General features: G+C 66.7%; 24 protein-coding genes. 19 read left to right on the top strand and 5 right to left on the bottom strand.

The features are described from left to right. Window positions 1–65 precede the first annotated feature (65 nt). The 6 genes from petA to LAJ50_RS14645 all read left to right on the top strand — a co-directional run bounded on the left by petA (window position 66) and on the right by LAJ50_RS14645 (window position 4426). The gene (gene petA, locus LAJ50_RS14670; protein ID WP_130549890.1) at window positions 66–686 is read left to right on the top strand and encodes a ubiquinol-cytochrome c reductase iron-sulfur subunit; all 621 of its coding nucleotides are present in this window, start codon (window positions 66–68) and stop codon (window positions 684–686) included. Then, window positions 686–1951, top strand: coding sequence for a cytochrome bc complex cytochrome b subunit (locus LAJ50_RS14665; RefSeq protein ID WP_138651516.1), 1266 nt, complete (start codon window positions 686–688; stop codon window positions 1949–1951). The genes petA and LAJ50_RS14665 overlap by 1 nt, the downstream gene beginning before the upstream one ends. Next, the gene (locus LAJ50_RS14660; RefSeq protein ID WP_130549889.1) at window positions 1944–2690 is read left to right on the top strand and encodes a cytochrome c1; all 747 of its coding nucleotides are present in this window, start codon (window positions 1944–1946) and stop codon (window positions 2688–2690) included. Before LAJ50_RS14665 ends, LAJ50_RS14660 begins: the two co-directional genes overlap by 8 nt. Window positions 2691–2865: 175 nt before the next feature. After that, the gene (locus tag LAJ50_RS14655) at window positions 2866–3483 is read left to right on the top strand and encodes a glutathione S-transferase N-terminal domain-containing protein (RefSeq protein WP_130549888.1); all 618 of its coding nucleotides are present in this window, start codon (window positions 2866–2868) and stop codon (window positions 3481–3483) included. Between the two features lie 100 nt (window positions 3484–3583). Continuing rightward, a complete protein-coding gene (locus LAJ50_RS14650; RefSeq protein WP_130549887.1) occupies window positions 3584–4027 on the top strand; it encodes a ClpXP protease specificity-enhancing factor in 444 nt (147 codons plus the stop codon). Between the two features lie 159 nt (window positions 4028–4186). Beyond that, a complete protein-coding gene (locus LAJ50_RS14645; RefSeq protein WP_138651514.1) occupies window positions 4187–4426 on the top strand; it encodes a hypothetical protein in 240 nt (79 codons plus the stop codon). 31 nt (window positions 4427–4457) lie between these two features. On the opposite strand, the gene LAJ50_RS14640 is transcribed toward LAJ50_RS14645, so the two are convergent. The 4 genes from LAJ50_RS14640 to LAJ50_RS14625 form a co-directional block, all read right to left on the bottom strand. Next, on the bottom strand, window positions 4458–4790 hold the full coding sequence (locus LAJ50_RS14640) for a DUF3301 domain-containing protein (RefSeq protein WP_130549885.1): 333 nt from the start codon (window positions 4788–4790) through the stop codon (window positions 4458–4460). A gap of 43 nt (window positions 4791–4833) precedes the next feature. Continuing rightward, window positions 4834–5907, bottom strand: a complete 1074-nt coding sequence (locus LAJ50_RS14635; RefSeq protein ID WP_138651512.1) for a DUF2272 domain-containing protein — start codon at window positions 5905–5907, stop codon at window positions 4834–4836. An 84-nt stretch (window positions 5908–5991) separates the two neighbouring features. Then, a complete protein-coding gene (nadC, locus tag LAJ50_RS14630; RefSeq protein WP_138651510.1) occupies window positions 5992–6855 on the bottom strand; it encodes a carboxylating nicotinate-nucleotide diphosphorylase in 864 nt (287 codons plus the stop codon). Next, window positions 6852–7118, bottom strand: coding sequence for a Trm112 family protein (locus LAJ50_RS14625; protein WP_130549882.1), 267 nt, complete (start codon window positions 7116–7118; stop codon window positions 6852–6854). Before LAJ50_RS14625 ends, nadC begins: the two co-directional genes overlap by 4 nt. Window positions 7119–7176: 58 nt before the next feature. On the opposite strand from LAJ50_RS14625, the gene purE reads away from it, so the two are divergent. Together purE and LAJ50_RS14615 are read left to right on the top strand one after the other, a co-directional pair. Then, window positions 7177–7680, top strand: a complete 504-nt coding sequence (purE, locus tag LAJ50_RS14620) for a 5-(carboxyamino)imidazole ribonucleotide mutase (RefSeq protein ID WP_138651508.1) — start codon at window positions 7177–7179, stop codon at window positions 7678–7680. Continuing rightward, window positions 7677–8822, top strand: a complete 1146-nt coding sequence (locus tag LAJ50_RS14615) for a 5-(carboxyamino)imidazole ribonucleotide synthase (RefSeq protein WP_130549880.1) — start codon at window positions 7677–7679, stop codon at window positions 8820–8822. The genes purE and LAJ50_RS14615 overlap by 4 nt, the downstream gene beginning before the upstream one ends. A gap of 90 nt (window positions 8823–8912) precedes the next feature. On the opposite strand, the gene LAJ50_RS14610 is transcribed toward LAJ50_RS14615, so the two are convergent. Beyond that, on the bottom strand, window positions 8913–9491 hold the full coding sequence (locus tag LAJ50_RS14610) for a Fe-Mn family superoxide dismutase (protein WP_130519894.1): 579 nt from the start codon (window positions 9489–9491) through the stop codon (window positions 8913–8915). 158 nt (window positions 9492–9649) lie between these two features. On the opposite strand from LAJ50_RS14610, the gene grxD reads away from it, so the two are divergent. The 11 genes from grxD (at window position 9650) to LAJ50_RS14550 (ending at window position 23539) form a co-directional block, all read left to right on the top strand. Further along, window positions 9650–9970, top strand: coding sequence for a Grx4 family monothiol glutaredoxin (gene grxD, locus LAJ50_RS14605; RefSeq protein WP_130549879.1), 321 nt, complete (start codon window positions 9650–9652; stop codon window positions 9968–9970). Further along, entirely contained in the window at window positions 9967–10713 is a 747-nt protein-coding gene (locus LAJ50_RS14600) for an SDR family NAD(P)-dependent oxidoreductase (RefSeq protein ID WP_130549878.1), read from the top strand. The genes grxD and LAJ50_RS14600 overlap by 4 nt, the downstream gene beginning before the upstream one ends. Further along, window positions 10710–11309: a MarC family protein gene (locus LAJ50_RS14595; RefSeq protein WP_130549877.1), complete on the top strand. Its 600-nt coding sequence runs from the start codon at window positions 10710–10712 to the stop codon at window positions 11307–11309. The genes LAJ50_RS14600 and LAJ50_RS14595 overlap by 4 nt, the downstream gene beginning before the upstream one ends. Window positions 11310–11684: 375 nt before the next feature. Then, a complete protein-coding gene (locus LAJ50_RS14590) occupies window positions 11685–15017 on the top strand; it encodes a TonB-dependent receptor (RefSeq protein WP_130549876.1) in 3333 nt (1110 codons plus the stop codon). A gap of 133 nt (window positions 15018–15150) precedes the next feature. Continuing rightward, window positions 15151–16533 carry a nucleotide 5'-monophosphate nucleosidase PpnN gene (gene ppnN / locus LAJ50_RS14585; protein ID WP_130549875.1) on the top strand — a complete coding sequence of 461 codons (1383 nt, stop codon included), beginning with the start codon at window positions 15151–15153 and terminating at the stop codon, window positions 16531–16533. Between the two features lie 183 nt (window positions 16534–16716). Beyond that, window positions 16717–17238, top strand: a complete 522-nt coding sequence (locus LAJ50_RS14575) for a GspH/FimT family pseudopilin (RefSeq protein WP_130549874.1) — start codon at window positions 16717–16719, stop codon at window positions 17236–17238. After that, the gene (gene pilV / locus LAJ50_RS14570; protein WP_138651506.1) at window positions 17235–17726 is read left to right on the top strand and encodes a type IV pilus modification protein PilV; all 492 of its coding nucleotides are present in this window, start codon (window positions 17235–17237) and stop codon (window positions 17724–17726) included. The genes LAJ50_RS14575 and pilV overlap by 4 nt, the downstream gene beginning before the upstream one ends. After that, window positions 17723–18886: a PilW family protein gene (locus tag LAJ50_RS14565; RefSeq protein WP_224096330.1), complete on the top strand. Its 1164-nt coding sequence runs from the start codon at window positions 17723–17725 to the stop codon at window positions 18884–18886. The genes pilV and LAJ50_RS14565 overlap by 4 nt, the downstream gene beginning before the upstream one ends. A gap of 11 nt (window positions 18887–18897) precedes the next feature. Next, window positions 18898–19401, top strand: a complete 504-nt coding sequence (locus LAJ50_RS14560) for a PilX N-terminal domain-containing pilus assembly protein (RefSeq protein ID WP_130549871.1) — start codon at window positions 18898–18900, stop codon at window positions 19399–19401. A gap of 8 nt (window positions 19402–19409) precedes the next feature. Further along, complete coding sequence (locus LAJ50_RS14555; protein ID WP_138651504.1) at window positions 19410–23132, top strand: PilC/PilY family type IV pilus protein; 3723 nt, start codon at window positions 19410–19412, stop codon at window positions 23130–23132. Next, window positions 23129–23539 carry a type IV pilin protein gene (locus tag LAJ50_RS14550; RefSeq protein WP_305015712.1) on the top strand — a complete coding sequence of 137 codons (411 nt, stop codon included), beginning with the start codon at window positions 23129–23131 and terminating at the stop codon, window positions 23537–23539. Before LAJ50_RS14555 ends, LAJ50_RS14550 begins: the two co-directional genes overlap by 4 nt. Window positions 23540–23557 lie beyond the last annotated feature (18 nt).

The following is a 23557-nucleotide window of genomic DNA, read 5'->3' as shown; positions in this document are numbered from 1 at the left end:
CCGTTCGACCGGCCCCATCACTGGCAGCCAGACAGCTACCTCAAGATGTTTTCGCGGAGTAAGGGATGGCCAACGACGAGGTCACAATGCCCGTGGATGCGGGGCGCCGCCGGTTCCTGACGGCCACCACCGCAGTCGTCGGTGCCGTGGGTGCGGGTTTTCTGGCCGTCCCGTTCATCAAGTCATGGAATCCAAGCGCACGGGCCAAGCTGGCCGGCGCACCGGTGACCGCCGACATCACCGGGTTGCAGGAAGGCCAGCGCATGGTGCTGGAATGGCGCGGCCAGCCGATCTGGGTGGTCAAGCGCTCCAAGGCGATCCTGGACGCGCTGCCGAGCCTGGACGATCGCCTGCGCGATCCCAAGAGCGAGAACAAGGACCAGCAGCCGGCCTACGTGCTGAAGGGCAACCCTGAGCTGCGCTCGATCAAGCCGGAGATCTCGGTGCTGGTCGGCCTGTGCACGCACCTGGGCTGCTCGCCCGAGATCATCGCCGAGATCCGGCCCGAACCGTTCGACCCGCAGTGGAAGGGCGGCTACTTCTGTCCCTGCCACAAGTCGCGCTTCGACATGTCCGGACGCGTGTTCCAGGGCGTGCCGGCGCCGATCAACCTGCTGGTGCCGCCGCACCACTACCAGGACGACAACACCATCATCATCGGCGTCGATCCGAAAGGAGCTGCCTGATGTCCAACGTCATCACGCGCGCGGCCAACGGGGTCTTCGACTGGGTCACGGCGCGGGCGCCCGGGCTGATGCCCATGTACCGCAAGCACATGAGCGAGTACTACGCGCCGAAGAACTTCAACTTCTGGTACTACATGGGCTCGCTGGCCCTGTTGATCCTGGCCAACCAGATCGTCACCGGCATCTTCCTGACGATGAACTACAAGACCAGCGCGGCCGAGGCCTTCGCCTCGGTCGAGTACATCATGCGCGACGTCGAGTGGGGCTGGCTGATCCGGTACATGCATTCCACCGGCGCCTCGCTGTTCTTCATCGTGGTCTACCTGCACATGTTCCGCGGGCTGATGTACGGCAGCTACCAGAAGCCGCGCGAGCTGGTATGGATCCTGGGGATGCTGATCTACCTGGTGCTGATGGCCGAGGCCTTCATGGGCTATGTGCTGCCCTGGGGCCAGATGTCGTTCTGGGGCGCCAAGGTGATCATCTCGCTGTTCGGCGCGATCCCGGTGATCGGGCAGGGCCTGACCGAGTGGATCATGGGCGACTACCTGCCCAGCGACGCCACGCTCAACCGCTTCTTCGCCCTGCACGTGATCGCGCTGCCGCTGGTGCTGCTGCTGCTGGTGGTGCTGCACCTGGGCGCGCTGCACGAGGTCGGCTCCAACAACCCGCAGGGCGTGGACACCAAGCACGGGCCCAAGGGCAACCGCTGGAGCAGGACCGCGCCGATCGACACGATCCCGTTCCACCCGTACTACACGGTCAAGGACCTAGTCGGCGTGGGCTTCCTGCTGGTGATCGGCGCGTTCATCATTTTCTTCGCGCCGGCCTTCGGTGGCCTGTTCCTCGAGCACGACAATTTCACCGAGGCCAACCGCCTGGTGACGCCCGAGCACATCAAGCCGGTCTGGTACTACACGCCGTACTACGCGATGTTGCGCGTGGTGCCCAACAAGCTCGGCGGCGTGCTGGTGATGTTCTCGGCCATCGCCATCCTTTTCACCGTGCCCTGGCTGGACCGCGGCAAGGTGCGCTCGATCCGCTACCGCGGCCTGGCCTACAAGATCGCGCTGGGCATCTTCGCCTTCAGCTTCGTCTACCTGGGCAAGATCGGGTCGGGCCCCGGCACGGACATCACCGAGACCTACATCGGCCGGGTGCTGACCTGCTGCTATTTCGGCTTCTTCATCTTCCTGTGGGTGTACACGTTCTTCGGCCTTGAACGCACCAAGCCGGTGCCCGACCGGGTGAGCACGCATGACTAAGCGCCTTCTCCCGCGGCTGGCGGCCTTCGCCGCCGGCCTGCTGCTGAGCACCTCGCTGCTGGCCGCCGAGGGCGGCGCGACGCTGCAGGCGGGCAACGACCTGAGCGACAAGGCCTCGCTGCAGCGCGGCGCCAAGCTGTTCATGGGCTACTGCTCGGGCTGTCATTCGCTCAAGTACCTGCGCTATTCGCGCATGGCCGAGGACCTGGGCCTGACCGAGGACCAGGTGACGGCCAACCTCAATTTCACCGGCGCGCCGGTGGGACAGCAGGTGCAGGTGGCCATGCCGCACGACGGGGCGACCAAGTGGTTCGGCAAGATGCCGCCGGACCTGAGCCTGATCGCGCGCGTGCGCGGCCCGGACTGGGTCTATACCTATCTCAAGTCCTTCTACCTGGACGAGAGCCGGCCGCTGGGCTGGAACAACAAGCTGTTCCCCAACGCCTCCATGCCCAACCCGCTGTGGGAGCTGCAGGGCCTGCAGCACGCCAAGTTCGGCCCGGAAGACCCGCAGACCAAGGAAAAGCCGGTCGAAGCCCTGGAGCTGGCCTCGCCCGGCACCGAGAGCCCGGCCGAGTTCGACCGCACCGTGCGTGACATCACCAACTTCCTGGAATACGCCGGCGAGCCGGCCGCCCTCAAGCGCCAGAGCCTGGGCGTGTGGGTGATCCTGTTCCTGGCGGCGCTGACCTTCCTGGCCTTCCTGCTGAAGAAGGAGTTCTGGAAGGACGTTCATTAAGCGGGGTCATGACCTCCAGCAGGGGTGCGCAAATCCGCGGCTGCCTGCTATGTTCACGTTCATCGCGTCTCGCGGCACGCCGCGACGCGATGCCCAGGCAGGGAGCCTGGCAGACACAGGCGTGGCCGGCGGACGCCGGTCGCTGGATGAGCCCGATAAGGTGACGAGTGCCCGCATGCGAAATACCCTGACGCTGTTCTCCTCCGTCGATGACGTGCTGTGCCATCGCGTGCGGCTGGTGCTTGCCGCCAAAGGCGTCAGCTACGACCTGGTGCCGGTCGATCCGCAGAATCCACCCGAGGACCTGATCGATCTCAACCCTTATCACTCGGTGCCAACCCTGGTCGAACGCGACCTGACGCTGTACGCCGCCTCGGTGGTCAGCGAGTACCTGGACGAGCGCTACCCGCACCCGCCGCTGATGCCGGTCGATCCGCTCTCGCGCGCGCGCCTGCGCCTGGCGATGCTGCGCATCGAGGTGGACTGGGTGCCGCAGGTGCAGGCGATCCAGCTCGGCAACAAGGCCCAGGCCGATGCCGGCCGCAAGCGCCTGAAGGAGCTGCTGACCGCCTCGGTGCCGCTGTTCAAGGCCAGCAAGTTCTTCCTCAACCCGGAAATGAGCCTGGCCGACTGCGCCATGGCCCCGATCATCTGGCGCCTGCAGTCGCTGGACGTCGGCCTGCCCAAGGACGGCAAGGCGATCGAGGACTACGGCAACCGCATCTTCCGCAATCCGGGCTTCGTGCGCAGCCTGACCGAGCAGGAAAAGAAGCTGCGCGATCTGCCGGCCTGAGGGCAGCGGTAAGCGTGGGGCGCTGAGGCGCGGATAAGCAGGGGGCGCTTGCGCCGCCGCCTTCTCCCCCTCTCTCCCCGCACTTGGCTAAACTGCGGGCATGACTGAAGACGTGCCCCCGATGACCAGCCATCGCCCGTATCTGCTGCGGGCGCTGGCCGAGTGGATCGCCGACAACGACATGACCCCGCACCTGCTGGTCGATGCGACCCAGGCCGGGGTGCAGGTGCCTTCCAGTGCGGTCAAGGAAGGCAGGGTGGTGCTCAACATCGCCCAGCGCGCCGTCGCGCACTTGGTGATCGACAACCTGACCGTCAGTTTCAGCGCCCGCTTCGGCGGGGTGAGCTATCCGGTCAACGTGCCGATCTCGGCGGTGCTGGCGATCTACGCGCGCGAAACCGGCCAGGGCATGGCGCTGCCCGAGGACATCGCCGCCGGGCAAGGTCCGCACGACGATGACGAACCGCCTTCGCCCGATGGCGCGGCCCCGGACGATCCGACCCCGCCGCCGGCCAAGCGCCCGCACCTGCGCGTGGTGAAGTAAAGGGCGCCGACAAAGTCTCGACCGACGTTCCCGCGAAAGCGGGAACCCAGCGACTTTACGCGGCAAGGCCAACCCAAGGCGCTGGATTCCCGCTTTCGCGGGAACGACGGGGCCGCGAATCGTTCCAAACCTGCACCGCTGTCGCTGGGAAACGCCGCCATGCCCGATCCGCAGTCAGACTACTGGTTCCCCGCCAAGCGCTTCGGCTTCGGCTGGGGCCTGCCGTGCCGCTGGCAGGGCTGGCTGACGATGGTCCTGTATCTGGGTGTGGTGGTCGGTGCGAGCGTGCTGTTCCCCCACGGGCATCACGCGCTGGCCCACGTGACCGTCTTCGTCGTGGCCACGGCGCTGCTGGTGCTGGTCTGCGTGCTCAAGGGCGAGCCGCCGCGCGGCCGCTGAGGTCCACCTCGTCCGCGGCGGCGGTCCTGCCTCAGTGCAGGGTGGGGAACTGCGCCGTGTTGTCCGCGCGCGTGGGCCCGACGAAGGACACCAGCCGCTGGCCGTGCAGCACCATCCGGCCGGTGTGACGCTCGATGCCGTCACGCGAATACTCGAAGCGGAAGCCGCGCTCCAGTCCCAGCCTGCCGTCCTCACCGCGCCGCAGCCGCACGCCCGTGGCCTGCACGCTCTGGTCCAGCCACAGCACGCCGGCCGCCTCGCAGGCGTTGCGTCCGACCTCGGTGGCGCGTTCGACCGCGGCGCGCGAGGCGTTCCACCAGAAGAACACGGCCGCGCCGAGGATCAGGATGAGGATCGGGGTCATGGTGCGACTCTAGCCGTGCGCGGGCCGGCGCGGCAGTCGTGGATCATTCGCCGGTTTTCAAGGGCGGTGCCGGCGCGCCGCCCGGCAATGCCGGCGCGGGCGCAGCGCCGTTGGCCGGCCCCTGGCCGGACGCCTGGGGCGCAGGGGGGAGCGCAGGTGTGGACTGCGTGTCGAGGGAGGGCGGCGGGGCAGGTGCGGCGGGCACCGGGTCGGTCGCCTGCAGCTTCAGCAGGACCGCCCAGTCCTGGCGATTGAAGTTGCACTGGTCCGGCTGCGCGGGCGTGCATTCCACGCCCGGGCCGCTCGTGTCGGCGCCGTCCTCGCCCGTCACGCGCGGCAGCGGCAGGACCACATGGCCACTGCGATCCAGGTCCAGCTGGCGCATGGTCACCGCGTTGAGCACGTTGCCGCCGATCAGGTGCAGGGTGCGGTCGCCGCCGACATTGGCCGCCACCACGATGTCGCAGTGGGACTCGTTCGGGACGCCCGCGCGCGCGGCCAGGGCGGCGTTGAGTCCGGCAAAGCCCATCACCTGCCGGCGATTGCGGATAAAGCACAGCAGGTCGCCGGGCGCGGGCTTTTCCGTCGCCGGATCGGTGAAGCGGTAGGGGCCGCCACTGGCGCCATCCAGGAAGGCCGCGCGGATGTAATCGATATGGCGCGGCGATCGGGTAAAGCCCGGCACCCCGGCCCGCGTCATGACCCAGGACACGAAGGCCGCCGACCACGGCGTATCGATCAGGAACGCGCGGCAGTCATTATCCGTGAAGCGGTTTCCCGGCGACGCCCAGCAGCTGGCGGCACCGGGTTCGCCGGCGACCTGGGACAGGGTGCCGCTCTCGCGCCAGTAGCTGGCCACGCGCTGCCAGGGGACCAGGCCATGGTCGGCCAGGTTGCCGCTCTCGGCCTCGGTGACGCGCAGCGAGGCCAGTCGACCCTGACGGTCGATGAAGGGACGCATCCACTGCCGGTGCTCCTCGCAGGCGGTGCGGACGATGGCGACGGCGGTCTGGCTGAGGCCGAAACGCGGCGGCGCATCGCAGACCTCGATCGCGTGCGCCCGGGTGCCGATGCCCAACAGCAGCAGGGCCAGGGCGCGCGTCCAGCGAAACGGCATCGTCGGCGGATCCTTGATGGAGGTGGGTTCTCAATACGTACGCTGGCAGAATCGCAGGCCATGACGCGTGAAACCGCACGCCGATCAGGTGCTGTGCGGTGGCGGACCCAGCTTCAGCGACAGGTCCACGGCGTGCACATGCTTGGTCAGCGCGCCGATCGAGATGCAGTCCACGCCGTCCTGCGCCACGGCGCGCACGCTGTCCAGATCGACCATGCCGGAGACCTCAAGCGGCACGCGGCCGGCGGCGATGCGCACGGCTTCGCGGCGCTGCTCGGGGCTGAAGTCGTCGAGCATGATCCGGGTGCAGGGCAGTTCCAGCGCCTGGCGCAGCTCGTCCAGCGACTCGACCTCGACCACCAGCGGCAGCTGCGGGTGCAGGGCGCGGGCCGCGCGCATGGCCGCGGCGATGCCGCCGGCGGCGCGCACGTGGTTCTCCTTGAGCATCACCATGTCGAACAGGCCGATGCGGTGGTTGTCGCCGCCGCCGCAGCGCACGGCGTACTTCTGCGCCAGGCGCAGGCCCGGCACGGTCTTGCGCGTGTCCAGGATGCGCGCGCCGGTCCCGCGCACCGCCTCGACGAAGGTCGCGGTGATCGTCGCCGTGCCGCTCAGGGTCTGCAGGAAGTTGAGCGAGGTGCGTTCGGCGCTGACCAGGGTGCGCGAGCGCCCGCGCAGGGTGGCCAGCACGGTGCTGGCGGCCACGCGCTGGCCCTCTGCCACGCGCCAGTCGATGGAGACCTGCGGATCGAGCTGGCGATGGCAAGCGTCGAACCACGGCCGGCCGCAGATCACCGCGTCCTGCTTGCACAGCAGATAGGCGACATCGTCGGTGTCCGGCAGCAGCGCGGCGGTGACATCGCCCGCGCCGAGGTCCTCGGCCAGGGCGCGGCGCACATCGTCCAGGACCACCGCCTGCGGCGGCGGCAGTGGCGCGCCGGCGCTCACGCCGGGAAGTCGGCGACCTGGACGGTGGCGATGCCTTCCTCGGGCAACAGAACCGGGATGCCGTCCTCGACGCGGTAGACGGTCTTGCGATCGCGCGTGACCAGGGCTTCCCTGAGCGGTTCGGCCTGGGCGCTGCCGTCCACGCGCTTGAGCGCGCCGGCCGCGATGGCGCGGTTCAGCGCCTCCACGCCGCGGGCCTCGAGCGGGCCCAACGGTTGGCGCGAGACGGGGCAGCACAGCAGATCGAGCAGTTTGCGGTCCATGGAAGGTCCGTTGGCGAACAAGATCGCTAGAATATCGTTTTGTCGCAGGGCAGGGCCAATGACCGACGATCTGGCAGCGCCGCGCGTGGGCATCGTGATGGGCTCGCGTTCGGATTGGGAGACCATGCAGCACGCCGCGCAGAAGCTCGACGCGCTGGGCGTGCCCTATGAAGTGAAGGTCGTCTCGGCCCACCGCACGCCCGACGTGCTGTTCTCCTATGCCGAGCATGCCGCCGCGCGCGGGCTGCGCGCGATCATCGCCGGCGCCGGCGGCGCGGCGCACCTGCCAGGCATGCTGGCCTCCAAGACGGCCGTGCCGGTCCTGGGCGTGCCGGTGCAGTCCAAGGCCCTGAACGGGATGGATTCGCTGCTGTCCATCGTGCAGATGCCCGCCGGCATTCCGGTGGCGACCTTCGCCATCGGCAACGCCGGCGCGGCCAATGCGGCGCTGTTCGCCGCGGCGATGCTGGCGCCGGAAGCGCCGGCCGTGGCGCAGGCGCTGGACGCCTTCCGGGCCAGGCAGACGCAGGATGTGATGGACCAGGACGACCCCCGGCGATGAGCACGGTCGGCATCCTGGGCGGCGGGCAACTGGCCCGCATGCTGGCGCTGGCGGGCGTGCCGCTCGGGCTGAAGTTCCTCGTTTTGGACCCGTCGGCCGAGTCCTGCGCCGGCCAGTGCGCACCGCTGCAGGTCGGCGCGTTCGACGACGAGGCGGCGCTGGCGCAGTTCGCGTCGAAGGTCGATGTGGTGACCTTCGATTTCGAGAACGTACCGGCCGCCAGTGCGCAGTGGCTGGCCGAGCGGGTGCCGGTGTATCCCAATCCGCAGGCGCTGGGCGTGGCGCAGGACCGGCTGTCGGAGAAGACGCTGTTCGGCGAGCTGGGCATCCCCGTGCCGGCATTCGCGGCGGTCGACTCGCGCGAGGGGCTGGAGGCCGCGCTGGCGCAGATCGGCACGCCCTGCATCCTCAAGACGCGGCGCTTCGGCTACGACGGCAAGGGCCAGTTCCGGGTCAAGTCGCCGGCCGACGCGCAGGCCGCGTGGGATGCGCTGGGCGCCCAGGCCGGCACCGTGGGGCTGATCGTCGAGGGCTTTGTCGCCTTCGACCGCGAGGTGTCGGTGGTGGCCGTGCGCGGCCGCGATGGCGAGTTCAAGGCCTTCCCGCTGACCCAGAACTGGCATGTCGACGGCGTGCTGTCGGCCAGCCTGGCGCCGGCGCAGGCCAGCCAAGCCCTGCAGGCGCAGGCGGTCGACTATGCCCGCCGCGTCGCCGAACGCCTGGACTATGTCGGGGTGTTCGCGCTGGAGCTGTTCTGCCAGGGCGAGACACTGCTGGCCAACGAGATGGCCCCGCGCGTGCACAACTCCGGCCACTGGACCATCGAAGGCGCGGAGGTCTCGCAGTTCGAGGCGCACCTGCGGGCGGTGCTGGGCCTGCCGCTGGGCGAGCCGGCCATGCGCGGACATGCCTGCATGCTCAACTGGCTCGGGCAGATGCCCGACGCCAACGGCGTGCTCGCACAGCCTGGCGGCCACTGGCACGACTACGGCAAGTCGCCGCGTGAGGGCCGCAAGGTCGGCCACGCCACGCTGCGGGCCGATAGCGCACAGGCGCTGTCCACGGCCTTGACCGCCGCGGGTGAGGCGCTGTCGCGCCAGGCCCAGGTGCAGCCAGTGCTGGAGCGCCTGGCGCGCGGCTGAGACGATCGCCTCCCGCGTCCCGGCCGCCGCTGGACACGCCCATGAAAAAGGCCGGGAATCCCCGGCCTTTTTCGTCCATCCAGCGAAGGATCAGGCCAGGTTCTTGGCTACGAAATCCCAGTTGACCAGCGACCAGAACGACTCGACGTACTTCGGACGCGCGTTGCGGTAGTCGATGTAGTAAGCGTGCTCCCACACATCGATGGTCAGCAGCGGGGTGTCCTCGCCGGTCAGCGGGGTGGCGGCGTTGGAGGTGCTCACCAGGCCGACGCTGCCGTCCTTCTTCTGCACCAGCCAGCCCCAGCCCGAGCCGAAGGTGCCGATGGCGGTCTTGGTGAACTCTTCCTTGAACTTCTCGAAATCGCCGAAGGCCGCGTTGATCAGCTCGGCCAGCTTGCCGCTGGGCGCGCCGCCGCCGTTGGGCGACAGGCAGTTCCAGTAGAAGGTGTGGTTCCACACCTGCGCGGCGTTGTTGAACACGCCACCCTGGGACTTCTTGATGATGCTCTCCAGCGGCTGGTCGGCGAACTCGGTCCCCTCGATCAGCTTGTTGAGGTTGTCCACATAGGCCTTGTGATGCTTGCCGTAGTGGAAATCGATGGTCTCGCCGGAGATGTGCGGTTCCAGTGCGGTGCGGTCGTAGGGCAGGGCGGGGAGCTCGATGGCCATGGCGGTTCCTCTTGGCTTGGCGTGTCTGGCAGATGCCGGGGGCGGGGGCGCAGGGCTTACAATTGCGTCCGACCAGCGGCGATGGAAAGCGCCGCGCAGTTTACTCGACGAGGGTGCGCATGCCGTCAAGGGCGTGCGGCAACGCAGGAGAACGCAACATGCCGGTGCTGGAACGTATCCAGGCGGAGCTGGACCGCCATCCGATGGTGCTCTTCATGAAGGGCACGCCGGAGTATCCGATGTGCGGTTTCTCCAGCCGCGCGGTCCAGGCGCTGCTGTCGGCCGGCGCGGCGGACCTGCGCGCGATCAACGTGCTGGAAGAGCCCGAGATCCGCGCCAACCTGCCCCGTTTCTCCAACTGGCCGACCTTCCCGCAGCTGTTCATCCATGGCGAACTGATCGGCGGCTGCGACATCACCCTGGAGCTGCAGGAATCGGGCGAACTGGAACGCATCGTCGCCGAGGCCATGCCGCGGTGACACTGCTCCAGGTGCCCGTGCGTCCGGCGCAGTCCCTGGCAGGGCGCGTGGTGCTGATCAGCGGCGCGCATGGCGGCCTGGGCGAGGCCAGTGCGCGCGCCTGCGCGCAGGCCGGCGCCACCCTGGTGCTGCTGGGTCGCCGGCCGGCCAAGCTTGGCCGCGTCTACGACGCCTGCGCGCAGCTGGGCCCCGAGCCGCTGCTCTATCCGCTCGACCTAGAAGGCGCCGCGCCGGACGACTATGCCGAACTGGCCCAGCGCATCGAGGCCAGCCTCGGCCGTCTCGACGGGGTGCTGCACTGCGCGGCCGAGTTCCGCGGCCTGACCCCGCTGGAGCACACCGACCCCGCGGTCTTCGCACGCGCCCTCCACGTCAACCTCACCGCCGCCTGGTGGCTGAGCCAGGCCTGCCTGCCGCTGCTGCGGCGCGCGCCGGACAGCGCGCTGGTGTTCACCCTGGACAACCCGCGCCGCGTCGGCCACGCCTACTGGGGCGGCTACGGCGTGGCCCAGCACGGGCTGGCCTGCCTGGTGCAGATGCTGCATGCCGAACTGGCCAGCACGCCGGTGCGGGTCAGCGCGCTGCAGCCCGGGCCGATGCGCACCATGCTGCGGGCCCGGGCCTACGCCGAGGACACCGATCCGGCGCTGGCCGATGCCGACCAGTACGCCTCGCACTGCGTGACCCTGCTTTCTCCAGACGGCGCCGAGCGGCGCGGTCTGGTCTGGAATCCCCTGGCATGACCATCCTGTCCGCAGCGCTGCTGCTGTTCCTGATCCTGGACCCGCTGGGCAACATCCCGGTGTTCCTGTCGGTGCTGCGGCCGCTGCCGCCCAAGCGTCAGCGCATCGTGCTGGCCCGCGAGCTGCTGATCGCGCTGGTCGTGCTGATGGGGTTCCTGTGGGGCGGCAAGTACTTTTTGGAGTTGATGCACCTGCGCCAGGAGTCGGTGCAGATCGCCGGCGGGATCGTGCTGTTCCTGATCGGCATCCGCATGATCTTCCCGCGGCCCGAAGGCCTGATGGGCGAGATCCCCGGCGGCGAGCCGTTCATCGTGCCGCTGGCCATCCCGCTGGTGGCCGGGCCCTCCGGCATGGCCGCGGTGATGCTGATGGGCAGCAACGAACCCGAGCGCCTGCTCGGCTGGAGCCTGGCCCTGGGGCTGGCCTGGCTGGCGACGGCGGCGATCCTGTTCTCGGCCACGCTGGTCTACAAGTGGCTGGGCATGCGCGCGCTGACCGCGATCGAGCGGCTGATGGGCATGCTGCTGGTGGCCATCTCCGTGCAGATGCTGCTGGATGGCATCGGCACCTATCTGGGTGCCCTGCGCGGCGGCTGAGGCCCCGCGCGTCTGGCGGGCGCCAGCCCGGCGTACCCCATGCTCCGCCCAAGCCGGGGCGGGGGCGCTCAATGCCCCGAAGATGTCATTTAAGTGACGACAACAAGCGCATGCAGCCGCAGAAAGACCGTTCAGGTGATTGAATGGTAAGGAATTTCGCCCTCGCGCCCGTGCCGATGCCGCGTCGCGCAAAAGTCGTCACGATCCGGTCACATCTCGCCTTTACCGTGTTAACCTGTCGTTAACGCGCGGCCGCCGTGCCTGTCGCGCGTTCCAGGGGCCACATCTTCCAAGCAAGTCCATGAGAGCCATGCCACAGCATGGCCGGCCGGCACGATTTTTCTTATGACCGCCAAAAACTTTCGAGGCAGCGCAATGACACAGCATCGTATCCGGACTTCCAAACTTGCCCTGGGCCTGCTGGCCGCGCTGGCCGCTGCGCCGGCCATGGCGCAGACCACGTCCGCCGGCGTCGGCGGCCAGGTCGTCGGTTCCGGCGGTGCGCCGGTCGCCGGCGCCGAGGTGACCATCACCCACGTGGAATCCGGAACGGTCAGCCGTGCCACCACCGATGCCGCCGGCCGCTACACCGCCCGTGGCCTGCGCGTGGGTGGCCCGTACACCATCACCATCACCAAGCCCGGCGAAGGCACCAAGACCGAGGAGGGCGTCTATCTGGGCCTGAACCAGGTCTCCACCGTCAACGCGCAGATCGGGTCCGACACGGCCACCACGCTGGGCGCCGTGGCGGTGACCGCCAGCCGCAACGCGGCCACGTTCAATGCGGACAACAAGGGAATCGGCACCAATCTGACCCGCGCCGATATGGACCGGATGCCGTCCCCGGACCGCTCGATCCAGAACATCGTGCGTGCCGATCCGCGCATCGTGGTGACCGACCGCGATCGCGGCGCGTTCTCGGCGATGGGCCAGAACTTCCGCTACAACTGCATCACCATCGACACCATCCAGGCCGGCGACCCCTACGGCCTGAACGACAACGGCCTGCCGACCAAGGGCACCCCGATCTCCCAGGACGCGATCGAAAGCTACGACCTGAAGACCACCGACTACGACGTGACCAGCCGCTGCGTCGGCGCGCAGGTCAACGCGGTGACCAAGAGCGGCTCGAACGAGTTCCACGGTTCGGCCTACTACACCTTCCAGAACGCCGACGACATGATCGGCAAGGACGCCACCACCGGCAAGACCAAGTGGACCGGCTACAGCAAGGACGTGGTTAAGGGCGGGACCTTCAGCGGCCCGATCATCAAGGACAAGCTGTTCTTCTTCGCCTCCTATGAGAAGGAGGAGAAGACCGGTGCCGGCTCGGTTTACGGCCCCAGCGACTCCAACGCCAACTTCAAGGTTCCCGGCGTGACCCAGGCTGACGTCGACGCGGTGATCGCCGCCGCGACCGCCAAGGGTCTGACCCCGGGCAACTACAGCGGATACACCGCCGATATCGAGAGCAAGCGCGGGCTCGTCAAGCTCGACTGGAACATCAACGACGCCCATCGCGTGGCGTTGCGCGTCAGCCAGACCAAGGAATTCGAGCCGATCCTCACCGCTGGCACCATCACCGGCTCAAATCCCAAGCTGACCCTGTCCAGCAACTACTACGGCCTGGACAAGAAGAACACCAGCTATGCCCTGATCGCCTACGACGACTGGTCCGACAGCTTCACGACCGAGACCTCGGTCGGCTACAACGAATTCAAGCAGGACCGCGGCCCCATCACCGGCGGCTTCCAGCCGGACATCGTCATTCGAACCCCGGCGGCCAACGGCGCCACCAGCGGCCCGAGCATCGAACTTGGCACGGAATTCTCCAGCCAGGCCAACGCCCTGCAGGTCAAGAGTTGGAACGCCGCCTTCGTCGGCAACCTGTTCCTTGACGCCCACACCCTCAAGTTCGGCGCCGATTTCCGCAAGGACGAGGTCTACAACCTGTTCCTTCAGAACTACATGGGCTCCTACGAGTTCAGTTCGATCGCCGACTTCAATTCCGGCACCTACAGCCGCTACCGTCTGAGCGTGCCGTCGGGGACGTTGAGCCTGGATGATGTCTCGGCCCAATTCACCCAGAAGAACTACGGCCTGTTCCTGCAGGACACCTGGCAGGCGACCGACCGACTCTCGCTGCAGTTCGGCCTGCGCTACGACATGCCCAAGGTCAGCCCTGAGCCGATGTACAACCCCTGCTTCGCCGCCGACCCGGGCACCCTGGGGAACTTCGGCAACTGCGGACTGCGTGCCAACGCAGCCAATCCCAATGCCGCCACCGGCGGCTACGGCTTCACCAATCAGGGCACGATCGACGGCAACAATCGCCTCCAGCCGCGCTTCTCGTTCAACTACGACTTCGATACCGAGCGGCCGACGCAGCTGCGCGGCGGCGCGGGTCTGTTCGTTTCCAACACGCCGGCGGTCTGGCTGTCCAATCCTTACTCGAACACCGGTATCCAGGTCACCAGCTACGACATCAACCGTCGCAAGACCGCGACCGATCCGGCCTTCAGCACCGACCCGTACAACCAGAACGTTCCCGGGACCACGGTGCTGCCGCCTGGTTTGGGCAGCTCGTCGATGAACGTCAGCGTGGTCGATCCGGACTTCAAGCTGCCGACCGTCGCCAAGTACACCCTGGGCCTGGATCACGAGCTCCCGTGGAGCGGCATCGTCTTCACCACCGAATACCAGCACCTGGATGTGGTCAAGGGCATCCTGTACCAGAACCTCAACCTCGGTACGCCGACCGGCGTGCTGCCGGATGGCCGCTCCAGCTACGCGCGCTTCCCGAACCAGGCGCCGGCCAGCGCCAACACCACGCGCTGGAACGCCAACCCGTCCTTCGGTCAGCAGGTGATCTATCTGACCAACACCGACAAGGGCAAGTCGGACAGCTTCACCGTCTCCCTACGCCGGCCGTTCCAGGACAACTGGAGCTGGATGGTCGGTTACACCTACTCGCGTGTGACCGAGGTCAACCCGGGCACCTCCAGCGTCGCCAACAGTAGCTTCCAGAACCGCGACTGGATCGACCCGAACGCTGACTACGAGGCGACCTCCAACTACTCGATTCCCAACCGCGTCATCGCCCAACTCACCTGGTCCAAGAACCTGTTCGGCGATAACGCGACCACGATCAGCGCGTTCTACGACGGCCATGACGGCGCGCCGTACAGTTGGATCTTCGGCAACGATGTCAACGGCGACTCCTACAGCCGCGACCTGGCCTACATTCCCTCCGGCCCGAGCGATGTGGTGTGGGCCAATGCCGCATCGCGCGCCGCCGCCGCATCGTTCTGGGAGTACGTGGGCAACCAGCCGGAACTGTCCTCGCGCAAGGGGCGGATTTTCGACCGCAACAGTGGCCGTGCGCCCTGGGTGAACCAGCTCGATGTGTCCTTCAGCCAGGAGATCCCGGGCTTCATGGAAGGTCACAAGGCGGTGGTGCGCCTGGATATCTTCAACTTCCTCAACATGCTCAACCGCGACTGGGGCGTGGAGAAGCGCGCCAGCTTCCCGCTGGAGCGCGTGCTGGCCAACTACGCGGGCGTGGACGCGGCGACGGGCAAGTACATCTACGACATCAGCAGCCAGGTCAAGAACGGCGTCTACCAGCCGACCTCGTTGCCGGTCAACGAGAGCTTCACGCCCTCGCAGCGCTGGGCCGCCCTGCTGACGCTGCGCTACACCTTCTGATCGGGTAGCGGACGCAGGATCAGAACGGCTGGGGCAACCCGGCCGTTTTGCTGTGCGCGGGCGCGACATACCCGCCGCTGGTCCGCTGCGCTAAAGTCCTTGGACAAGACAGACGAACAAGCAGGAACATGCAATGAGTGAAGTGGAAACCCGGGCGCTGCCGGTCGTGAGCACCCGCATCTATCCGCGCGGCGGGCTGGACATCCTGTCGCGCACCGAAGTGGCGCGTCTGCGCGACGCCTCGGCCGGCGGCATGCACGAGCTGCTGCGCCGCTGCGCGCTGGCGGTGCTGACCAGCGGCAGTGCCTCCGACGACCCGCGCGCCGCGCGCGATCTCTACCCCGACTTCGACATTCAGGTGCTGCAGCGCGACCGCGGTGTGCGCATCGAGCTGCTCAACGCGCCGGCGATGGCCTTCGTCGATGGCGAGATCATCCGCGGCGTGGCCGAGCTGCTGTTTGCCGTGGTGCGCGACCTGGCCTACATGGCCATCGAGCTGGGCGAGGAGTACGCGAGCACCCTGGAGACCTCGGCCGGCATCACCGACGCGGTGTTCGGCCAGCTGCGCAACGCACGCATCATCAAGCCGCAGGAGCCCAACCTGGTGGTGTGCTGGGGCGGCCACTCGATCTCGCGCGAGGAGTACCTCTACACTAAGGAAGTGGGCTACGAGCTGGGCCTGCGCGGCATGGACATCTGTACCGGATGCGGCCCGGGCGCGATGAAGGGCCCGATGAAGGGCGCCACCATCGCCCATGCTAAGCAGCGACAGAAGCAGGTCCGCTACATCGGCGTGACCGAGCCGGGGATCATCGCCGCCGAGTCGCCCAATCCGATCGTCAACCACCTGGTGATCATGCCGGACATTGAGAAGCGCCTGGAGGCCTTCGTCCGCATCGGCCACGGCATCATCGTCTTCCCCGGCGGTGTCGGCACGGCAGAGGAGATCCTCTACCTGCTGGGCATCCTGCTGCGCGAGGAGAACGCACACCTGCCATTCCCGCTCGTGCTGACCGGGCCCGTGGTGGCCGCGCCGTACTTCGAGCAGATCGATACCTTCATCCGCCTGACCCTCGGCGAGGCCGCTGCCTCGCGCTACCAGATCATCATCGGCGATCCGGTGGCGGTGGCGCAGGCGATGAAAGCCGGCATCGCCCAGGTGCGCGAGCACCGCAAGGAGGCGCGCGATGCGTACTACTTCAACTGGTCGATCGATATTCCGCTGGCCTTCCAGCAGCCGTTCGCGCCCACCCATGAGGCCATGGCCCAGCTGGACCTGCATCACGGCCGCGCCCCGCATGCCATCGCCGCCGACCTGCGTCGCGCCTTCTCGGGCATCGTCGCCGGCAACGTGAAGGAGGACGGCATGCGCCGGATCGAGGAGTTCGGGCCGTTCGAGATCCATGGCGACCCGCAGATCATGGCCGCCCTGGACGACCTGTTGCAGGCCTTCGTCGCCCAGCGCCGCATGAAGATCGCCGGCGACTACAAGCCCTGCTATCGGGTGGTGACCTGACCGTCGCGCGGGGCCGGATCGCCTTTTGGCCTCGCGTGGACGTGGCCGGGGGCGGGCCGTCGCGTCGTTCGTCTCCCTGAACCGACCGCCCATCGTGCCGCGCTGGGCGGACGGCGGTCGTCCCCGTACCCTGCATCTGCCGAAATGGGGATGGGACCGGGAATGGGCAGACGCTCGCACACGATGGGCTTTACGCTGCTGGAACTGATGGTGACGCTCGCCGTGCTGGCGATCCTGGCGGCGATCGCGTTTCCGAGCTTCCAGAACACCATCCGTTCCACGCGGGTGGCGACCGCGAGCAACCAGCTGCTGGCCGCGATCTCCCTGGCCCGGACCGAGGCCATCAAGTCGCGTGCCGCCGGGCTCTGCCCGAGCTCCAACGCCACCTCCTGCAGCGGCAACTGGGCCGATGGCTGGCTGGTCTGGCAGGACGTCGATCGCAACGGCAACCTCGACGGCACTGAGCCGATCGTGAGCTATTCCAGCAAGCCTGCGAACATCACGATCACCGGCGGCGAGGCCAATCAGATCAATTTCGATGCGCGTGGCCGGGCAACCGGGCGCGACGCCTCGAACACGGCGCTGACCGGAGGGACGGTGCTGACGGTGTCTTCCGATCCGTGTCCGTCCGGCCAGAGGCTGAGGAACGTCCTGACGGTCAACCCCAGCGGCCAGGTCACTCGCGAGCAGGTCACGTGCCCATGAACCATCACAAGCCAATCGGCGGACGCCACGCCGGCGGTTTCACCCTGCTGGAAGTGATGGTCGCGATCCTGATCCTGGGATTCGGCCTGCTCGGGCTGGCCATGATGCAGACCATGAGCGTGCGTTTCAGCGAAAGCTCGAACCAGCGCACCCAGGCCACCAACCTCGTGTACGAGTTGCTCGACCAGATGCGCTCGAATCGGTTGCTCGTCGCCCAGTACACCGCCGCCAGCTATACCTCGACCGCGACCGGCACCACCTGCGACTATCCAGCCTCGGGCACGGCGATCAGCGTCTCCGACAGTATCGCGCTCTGGCAGTGCCGGGCGCGCGCAACACTGGGTGACGGCTCTTCGGCCGTGGTGACCTATGCCAACGGCGTGGCCACGGTGTCTCTCAACTGGAACGACCAGCGCTGGGAAAAGGATGCGAGCCGCACCACGGGTGTTTTCCAGACGGGCAACGTCACGATGAGCAGCCGCCTGTGAATGCCTCCACACGAAAGCATGCCCTGGGCCTGTCCCTGATCGAACTGATGATCGCGCTGCTGATCGGTTCGATCCTGATGCTTGGGGTGATCCAGGTGTTCTCGGCCTCGCGCAATGCCTACCAGCTCTCGCAGGGCATGGCCCGGGTGCAGGAGAACGGCCGCTTCGCCATGGATTATCTGCAGCGCGATGTGCGCATGGTCGGCCACTACGGCTGCGTCAACGATCAGGCGCGACTGCAGACGCCGGGCCTGTTGACCTCCTACGTGACCGGCGGCGACAACCCCCTCAATTTCGCCATTTCCCTTCAGGGTTATGAGGCCAACGGCTCCGGCCCGGCCGATACGGTGAACCTGGCGACGCCGACGGCGGGCTGGCAGCCAGGGTTGCCCGCATACCTGTCGGGGCTCAATCCGAAGCCCGGCAGCGACATCATCGTGATGCGCTTTTTCTATGGGAGCGGCGCTCCGGTGACCGTCGTCGGCCCCGCTCAGCTCACCGTGCTCGCGGCGAACTGGGGCGCGTTGACGGGCGACGGTGTGGGCAGTCCCGCCCTGTTCGGCGTGGGGGACTGCTCCTATGCGGATGTCTTCCAGGCCAGCGCGACCGACTCCGGCGCTGGCACGGTGACGACCACCAACTCCGATGGCGTGCGAACCGGCATCCCCGACTTCGTTGGTCATTACACGGCCACCCCTTCGGGCCAGGCCACGCTCTACAGAGCCGAATCGATGGTGTATTACGTGGCCACCCGTCAGGGTGCGCCGGTCTCGTCGCTCTACAGGACCCGCTTCGGTACTGACGTCAACGGCGCTGCGGTTAAGACGACGACGGAGGAGCTGGTCGAAGGCATCGACAGCATCCAGCTGATCTACGGCCAGGACCAATCGGTCGACGTCAGCTCGTTGACCGGCAACGTCGGCGTCCTGGCCACGGCGAACACCTTGGGTCCGGCGGTTGCCAATGAGAATGCGTGGCGCCGCGTGGAGCAGGTGCGCATCGGCGTCATCGCCAGTAGTGCGGAAGTGGCGAACTCCGCACAGCGGACACAGGGTTCTCTCACGGCACTGGGCACGAGTTTCACCGCGCCCAATGACGGGCGATATCGCTCTTCCTACGAGTCCGTCGTCGCCCTGCGCAACCGACTCTACGGAAACTGAAGGTCAAGCCGATGCGATCCGTTTCTCTTTCTTCGCCTTCCTCCCAGCACGGCGCGGTGCTGTACGTCGCACTGATCATGCTGATTCTGCTGGCGCTGCTCGGCGTGGTCGGCATGCAGGTCTCCGGTCTGCAGGAAAAGATGTCGGCCAACTACCGCAACAGCAATACGGCCTTCCAGAACGCCGAAGCCAGGGCCCGCCAGGCCGAATGCTATGTCGAGGCCCAGGTCAACCGGTCGTCCACCACCTGCGACGCGGTGACGGTGGACCTGGTCTGCGATACCGGGTTTGACGCCACCAGCTGGGCGTACCAGCGCTCCATGAACAACTCGCCCGCGGACAGCACCAAGGTGCGATCGATCGGGCGCTGCATCTCCGGCAACACCAGCCTGGCGATGGGCGGTCGGCCGGAAAGCGAAGATCCCAACCCCGTCTATCAAATCAGCGCTTACGCCACCGACGTGGATACCGCGCCGTCGGCCGACGCCGCCGTCGACACCATCTTCCGCCCTTGAGGCCCGACATGAAGCACCGTCGCCTACTACTGTCCTCCTGTCTCCTCCTGGCCCTGGCCGGGGGCGCCGGATACGTCGCCTATTCGGTCTTCGCGGCGCAGGGCGCGGGCACGCTCTCCCAGTCGCCGCTGAACATCGAGACGAACATCAAACCCGCTTTCATCATGGGCGTCGACGATTCGGGCTCGATGATCACCGACGAACTGTTGTTCGCCACATCGTCCGGCGCCGGATGCTGGAACAACAGCACCAAGAGCTTCTTCGCCGCGGACGGAACGCCGTTGGGCTCCGGTACTTGCTATAGCAAGGCGGTGAGCAGCGGCGTGCCCAGGGCCGACCAGTATGGGGCGGCACGCGATCCGGAGTACAACCGAGCTTATTTCAATCCGGCGGTCACTTATCTGCCTTGGCAGACTTCCGACGGAAGCTACGAGGCCAACTCCAGTCCTACGGCGGCCAAGGAGGATGTCAGGTCCAACTCCGGCACCACGTTCGACTTCACCAAGACGATTGACTCGGGCGCCATTGCCTACACCGCCGGCATGACCCTTTTTGAAGGAACGACCTATCTCAACAGCGACAGGTGTAGCAATACACCGACGCCAGGCGTCGGTGCGCCGACCAATGAATGGATCACGCTTTCTTCGAATCTGACGCTCGCGTCGAACTGCAATATCAGGCTGCGCTACTACCCCGCGGTCGTCTATCTGAGTGAGAACGCGACGCCGCCGCCTGGATTCAACCTGAGCAAGCGTGTCCTGATCACCGGCGCCGGCCCGGGGGGAAGCAATCTCTACAAGTACGAATACCTCGAAGGCAATTTCACGACCGGCGGCGCGACGGCGGTCCAGAACTTCGCCAACTGGTGGACGTATCACGGCAACCGTAACCGCGCCACGATTGCCGCGATGACCCAGTCCATTGCGGAAGTGAAAGACATGCGCGTGGGCTACTTCACGATCAACAAGCGCAATGCGGTGACGATGTTCGATCTGAACGTCGCTGGCGACCGCCAGACGCTCTATTCCAACATGCGCGCGCTGACCGGCAATTCCGGCACGCCGTTGCGCCAGGCGGTCCGCTTCATGGGCGACCAGTTCCGCCGGAAGGACATCGGGGCGCCGGTCCAACTCTCCTGCCAGAAGAACGCCTCCATGCTCTTCACGGACGGGTATACCAATGACAGTTACACCGGTGGCGGGAGCATCGGCGTGGGTGACGTCGATGGCTCGCTGCCCGTCCCACTGAACGGAAGCCCGTCGAAAGACACCATCGCCGATTTCGCGAGCTGGTCGTACGAGAACAACATCCGCCCTGATCTGGTGCCTGGTCAGGTGCCGGTGCCGGACGCGTGCAGCGGCGCCAATCCGGACCTGAAGCTCGACTGCAACAAGAACCAGCACGTCAACTTCTACGGGATCACGCTCGGTGCCGTGGGCAAGGTGTACGGGGTCAATGCCGCGTCGACGGCGGACCCCTACAAGTATCCTCCCACGTGGTCCGCCACGGGCTCCATGAACCTGCAGCCCGCCAACGTCGATGACATCTGGCATGCCGCGCTTAATACCCGTGGCGAATTCATCAATGCCCAGTCGCCTGCGGAAATCTCGGAAGCCATGCGCCGCATCCTGGCGTCCGTGGGCGCCGGCACCACACCATCAGGGAGCATTGGTCTGACGGGCGCGCGCATCGGCGCCGGCTCGTTGACGGTGGTCCCTGCCTATACATCCACCAACAACAGCACGGACTGGTACAGCACGCTGACGGCCCAGTCGGTCTCCAGTGACATCCTGACCGGCGCGATCTCCTACAGCAAGCTCTGGGAGGCCACAGACGCCGGCAAGATTCCGGCCGCGGCCTCGCGCAATCTCCTGTTCGGCAGGACCGCGGGCGCGGTGAAGCCGGCGGTGATGGCCTTTACCAGCGCAAACATCGCGGACGCCTCGGTGCTCTGCTCCGATGCGTTGACGCGCTGCTCCGCCAGCGGTTCGGGCAATGGCATCGTCGGGCCCGACAGTAAACTCAAGGTGACGCTGGACCAGGCGGTGGACTATCTGCGTGGCGATCAGACGCTTGAGAAGGATGCGTCCACACCCTTGCGCACGCGCAGCACCCGCCTTGGCGATCTGGTCAACTCCACGCCCGTCATCAGTGCGGCGACCGATGACTATGGATACGCGAACTCCCTGCGCGATATCCAGGCCAACGGTGGTTCCACCTATCCATACGCGACCAGCTACAGCGCGTACCTGGAAACCAAGAAGACCCTCAATCGTCCAATGGTGTATGTCGGGGCCAACGATGGCTTCTACCACGGATTCGACGGCAAGACCGGGGCCGAGCTGTTTGCCTATGCACCTTCGGCCTCGGTTGGCCATATGGGCAATCTGCTGTTTCCCTACAACGCCGACGACAAGAACAACCAGGCCTTCCGCCACACCTTCTTCGTCGACGGCCCGTCGGTGGTGTCCGATGCCTACTGGGGATCGACCTGGAAGACGGTGGCCGTCGGAGCGCTGGGCGCTGGTGGGCGTGGCGTGTTCGCCCTCAATGTGACCAGCCCCTCCAGTGTCGGCGCGGCCAGCGTGCTCTGGGAGGTCAACGACAGTGTCAGCACCACCAACATCAAGAACAACATCGGTTACGTGCTTGGCAAACCTGTGGTGGTTCCGGTCAAGGCCGCCGACGGAACAGTCCGATGGAAGGCCATCTTCGGTAACGGCTATAACAGCGTAAGCAACCGTGCGGTGTTGTTCGTCGTGGACATGGAGACGGGTGCGACCACCACGATCGTGGCGAAGGAAGCCGGGCGTGACGCCATCGCCAACGGGCTTGGCAACGTGGTGGTGCTGGACCGTTACGTGGGCACCAGCGCGACCGCCGGACGCGATGGCTATGCCGACACCGTCTACGCGGGCGACCAGAACGGCGCGGTGTGGAAGTTCGACCTGCGCAACAATTCGGTTCCGACCACGCCGCTGTTCGTGGCGACCGATCCCAGCGGTGTGCGTCAGCCCATCATGGGCGGCTTCGATGCCGCCTCCGGAGCGGGCGGCGGTGTCATGCTGTACTTCGGGACGGGTAGTTTTTCCTTCGAGGACGACAAGAGCGACAAGCAGATCCAGACGCTCTACGGCATCCTCGATTCAGGGTCCAGCATCAGCGGGCGCTCGGACCTGCAGCAGCAGAGCATCACCGCCGAGACCAAACAGGCCGCCGGCACGACGCGGACCGTCACTTCGAACGTGGTGCCCGCGGGCAAGCGTGGCTGGTTCATGGACCTGGGCATCACCAGCGGCGGGGTCGTCGCGCCGTCCGGCGAACGTTTCGTCGGCTATCCGCGGGTGGACAGCGGCCTGGTGTACTTCCCCACGTACTCGCCTGAGAGCAATGGCTCCTGCGCGGGCGAGGGCATCAACCGGCTATATGGATTGAACGGTTTGTCGGGCGGCGCCGGGCTGTCGGTGGTCCGGGTCGGGTCACCGACTGGTTCGACCCCGGGGACGGGGACCGGAGCCTTGACGCTGACGACGAGCGGCTCCTCGCCTGTCAAGGACGTGGCTGTCATGTCCACGGCGCGCGTCGCCCCGTTGAGTAGCGCGAAGCCGACGGCGGACGAACAAAAGGATGCGTTGGGAGCACGCTGTTCCATGGTCGTCCAGGTCGCGGGCGCCGATCCCTTGTATGTGCCCAGGCCCTGTGGGCGTCAGTCTTGGAGACAGATCCGATGAGTATGCGTGGCAGCAGACTTTTGTCTGGCTTTACCTTGGTCGAACTGATGATCGTCGTCGCCGTGGTCGCGATCCTCGCCGCGATCGCCTATCCGTCCTACCAGGACTACGTGCGCAAGGCACGCCGCGCCCAGGCCAAGGCCGACCTGCTGGAGTACGCCCAGCTCGCCGAGCGTTTCCATACGGTGAACAACACCTATGCGAACTTCACCCTGCCGACTACGCAGTCCCCGCGTGAGGGTGGCACCGCGTACTACACCCTGGCGCTCTCCAACCAGGCCCAGGCCACATTCCTGATCACGGCAACTGCGAAAGGTCCGCAGACCTCGGACAAATGCGGGAACCTGAGCATCAATCAGGCAGGGGTCAAGACGAACTCGGCTGGAACGCTTGCCAGCTGCTGGTAAGCCGAGGCAGCTGCAAAA

The sequence above is a fragment of the Pseudoxanthomonas sp. X-1 genome (genome assembly GCF_020042665.1).
GTDB classification, from domain to species: Bacteria; Pseudomonadota; Gammaproteobacteria; order Xanthomonadales; family Xanthomonadaceae; genus Pseudoxanthomonas_A; species Pseudoxanthomonas_A spadix_A.
Note: the sequence above shows the minus strand (reverse complement) of the source record. Positions and strands in the feature narration are given on the sequence as shown.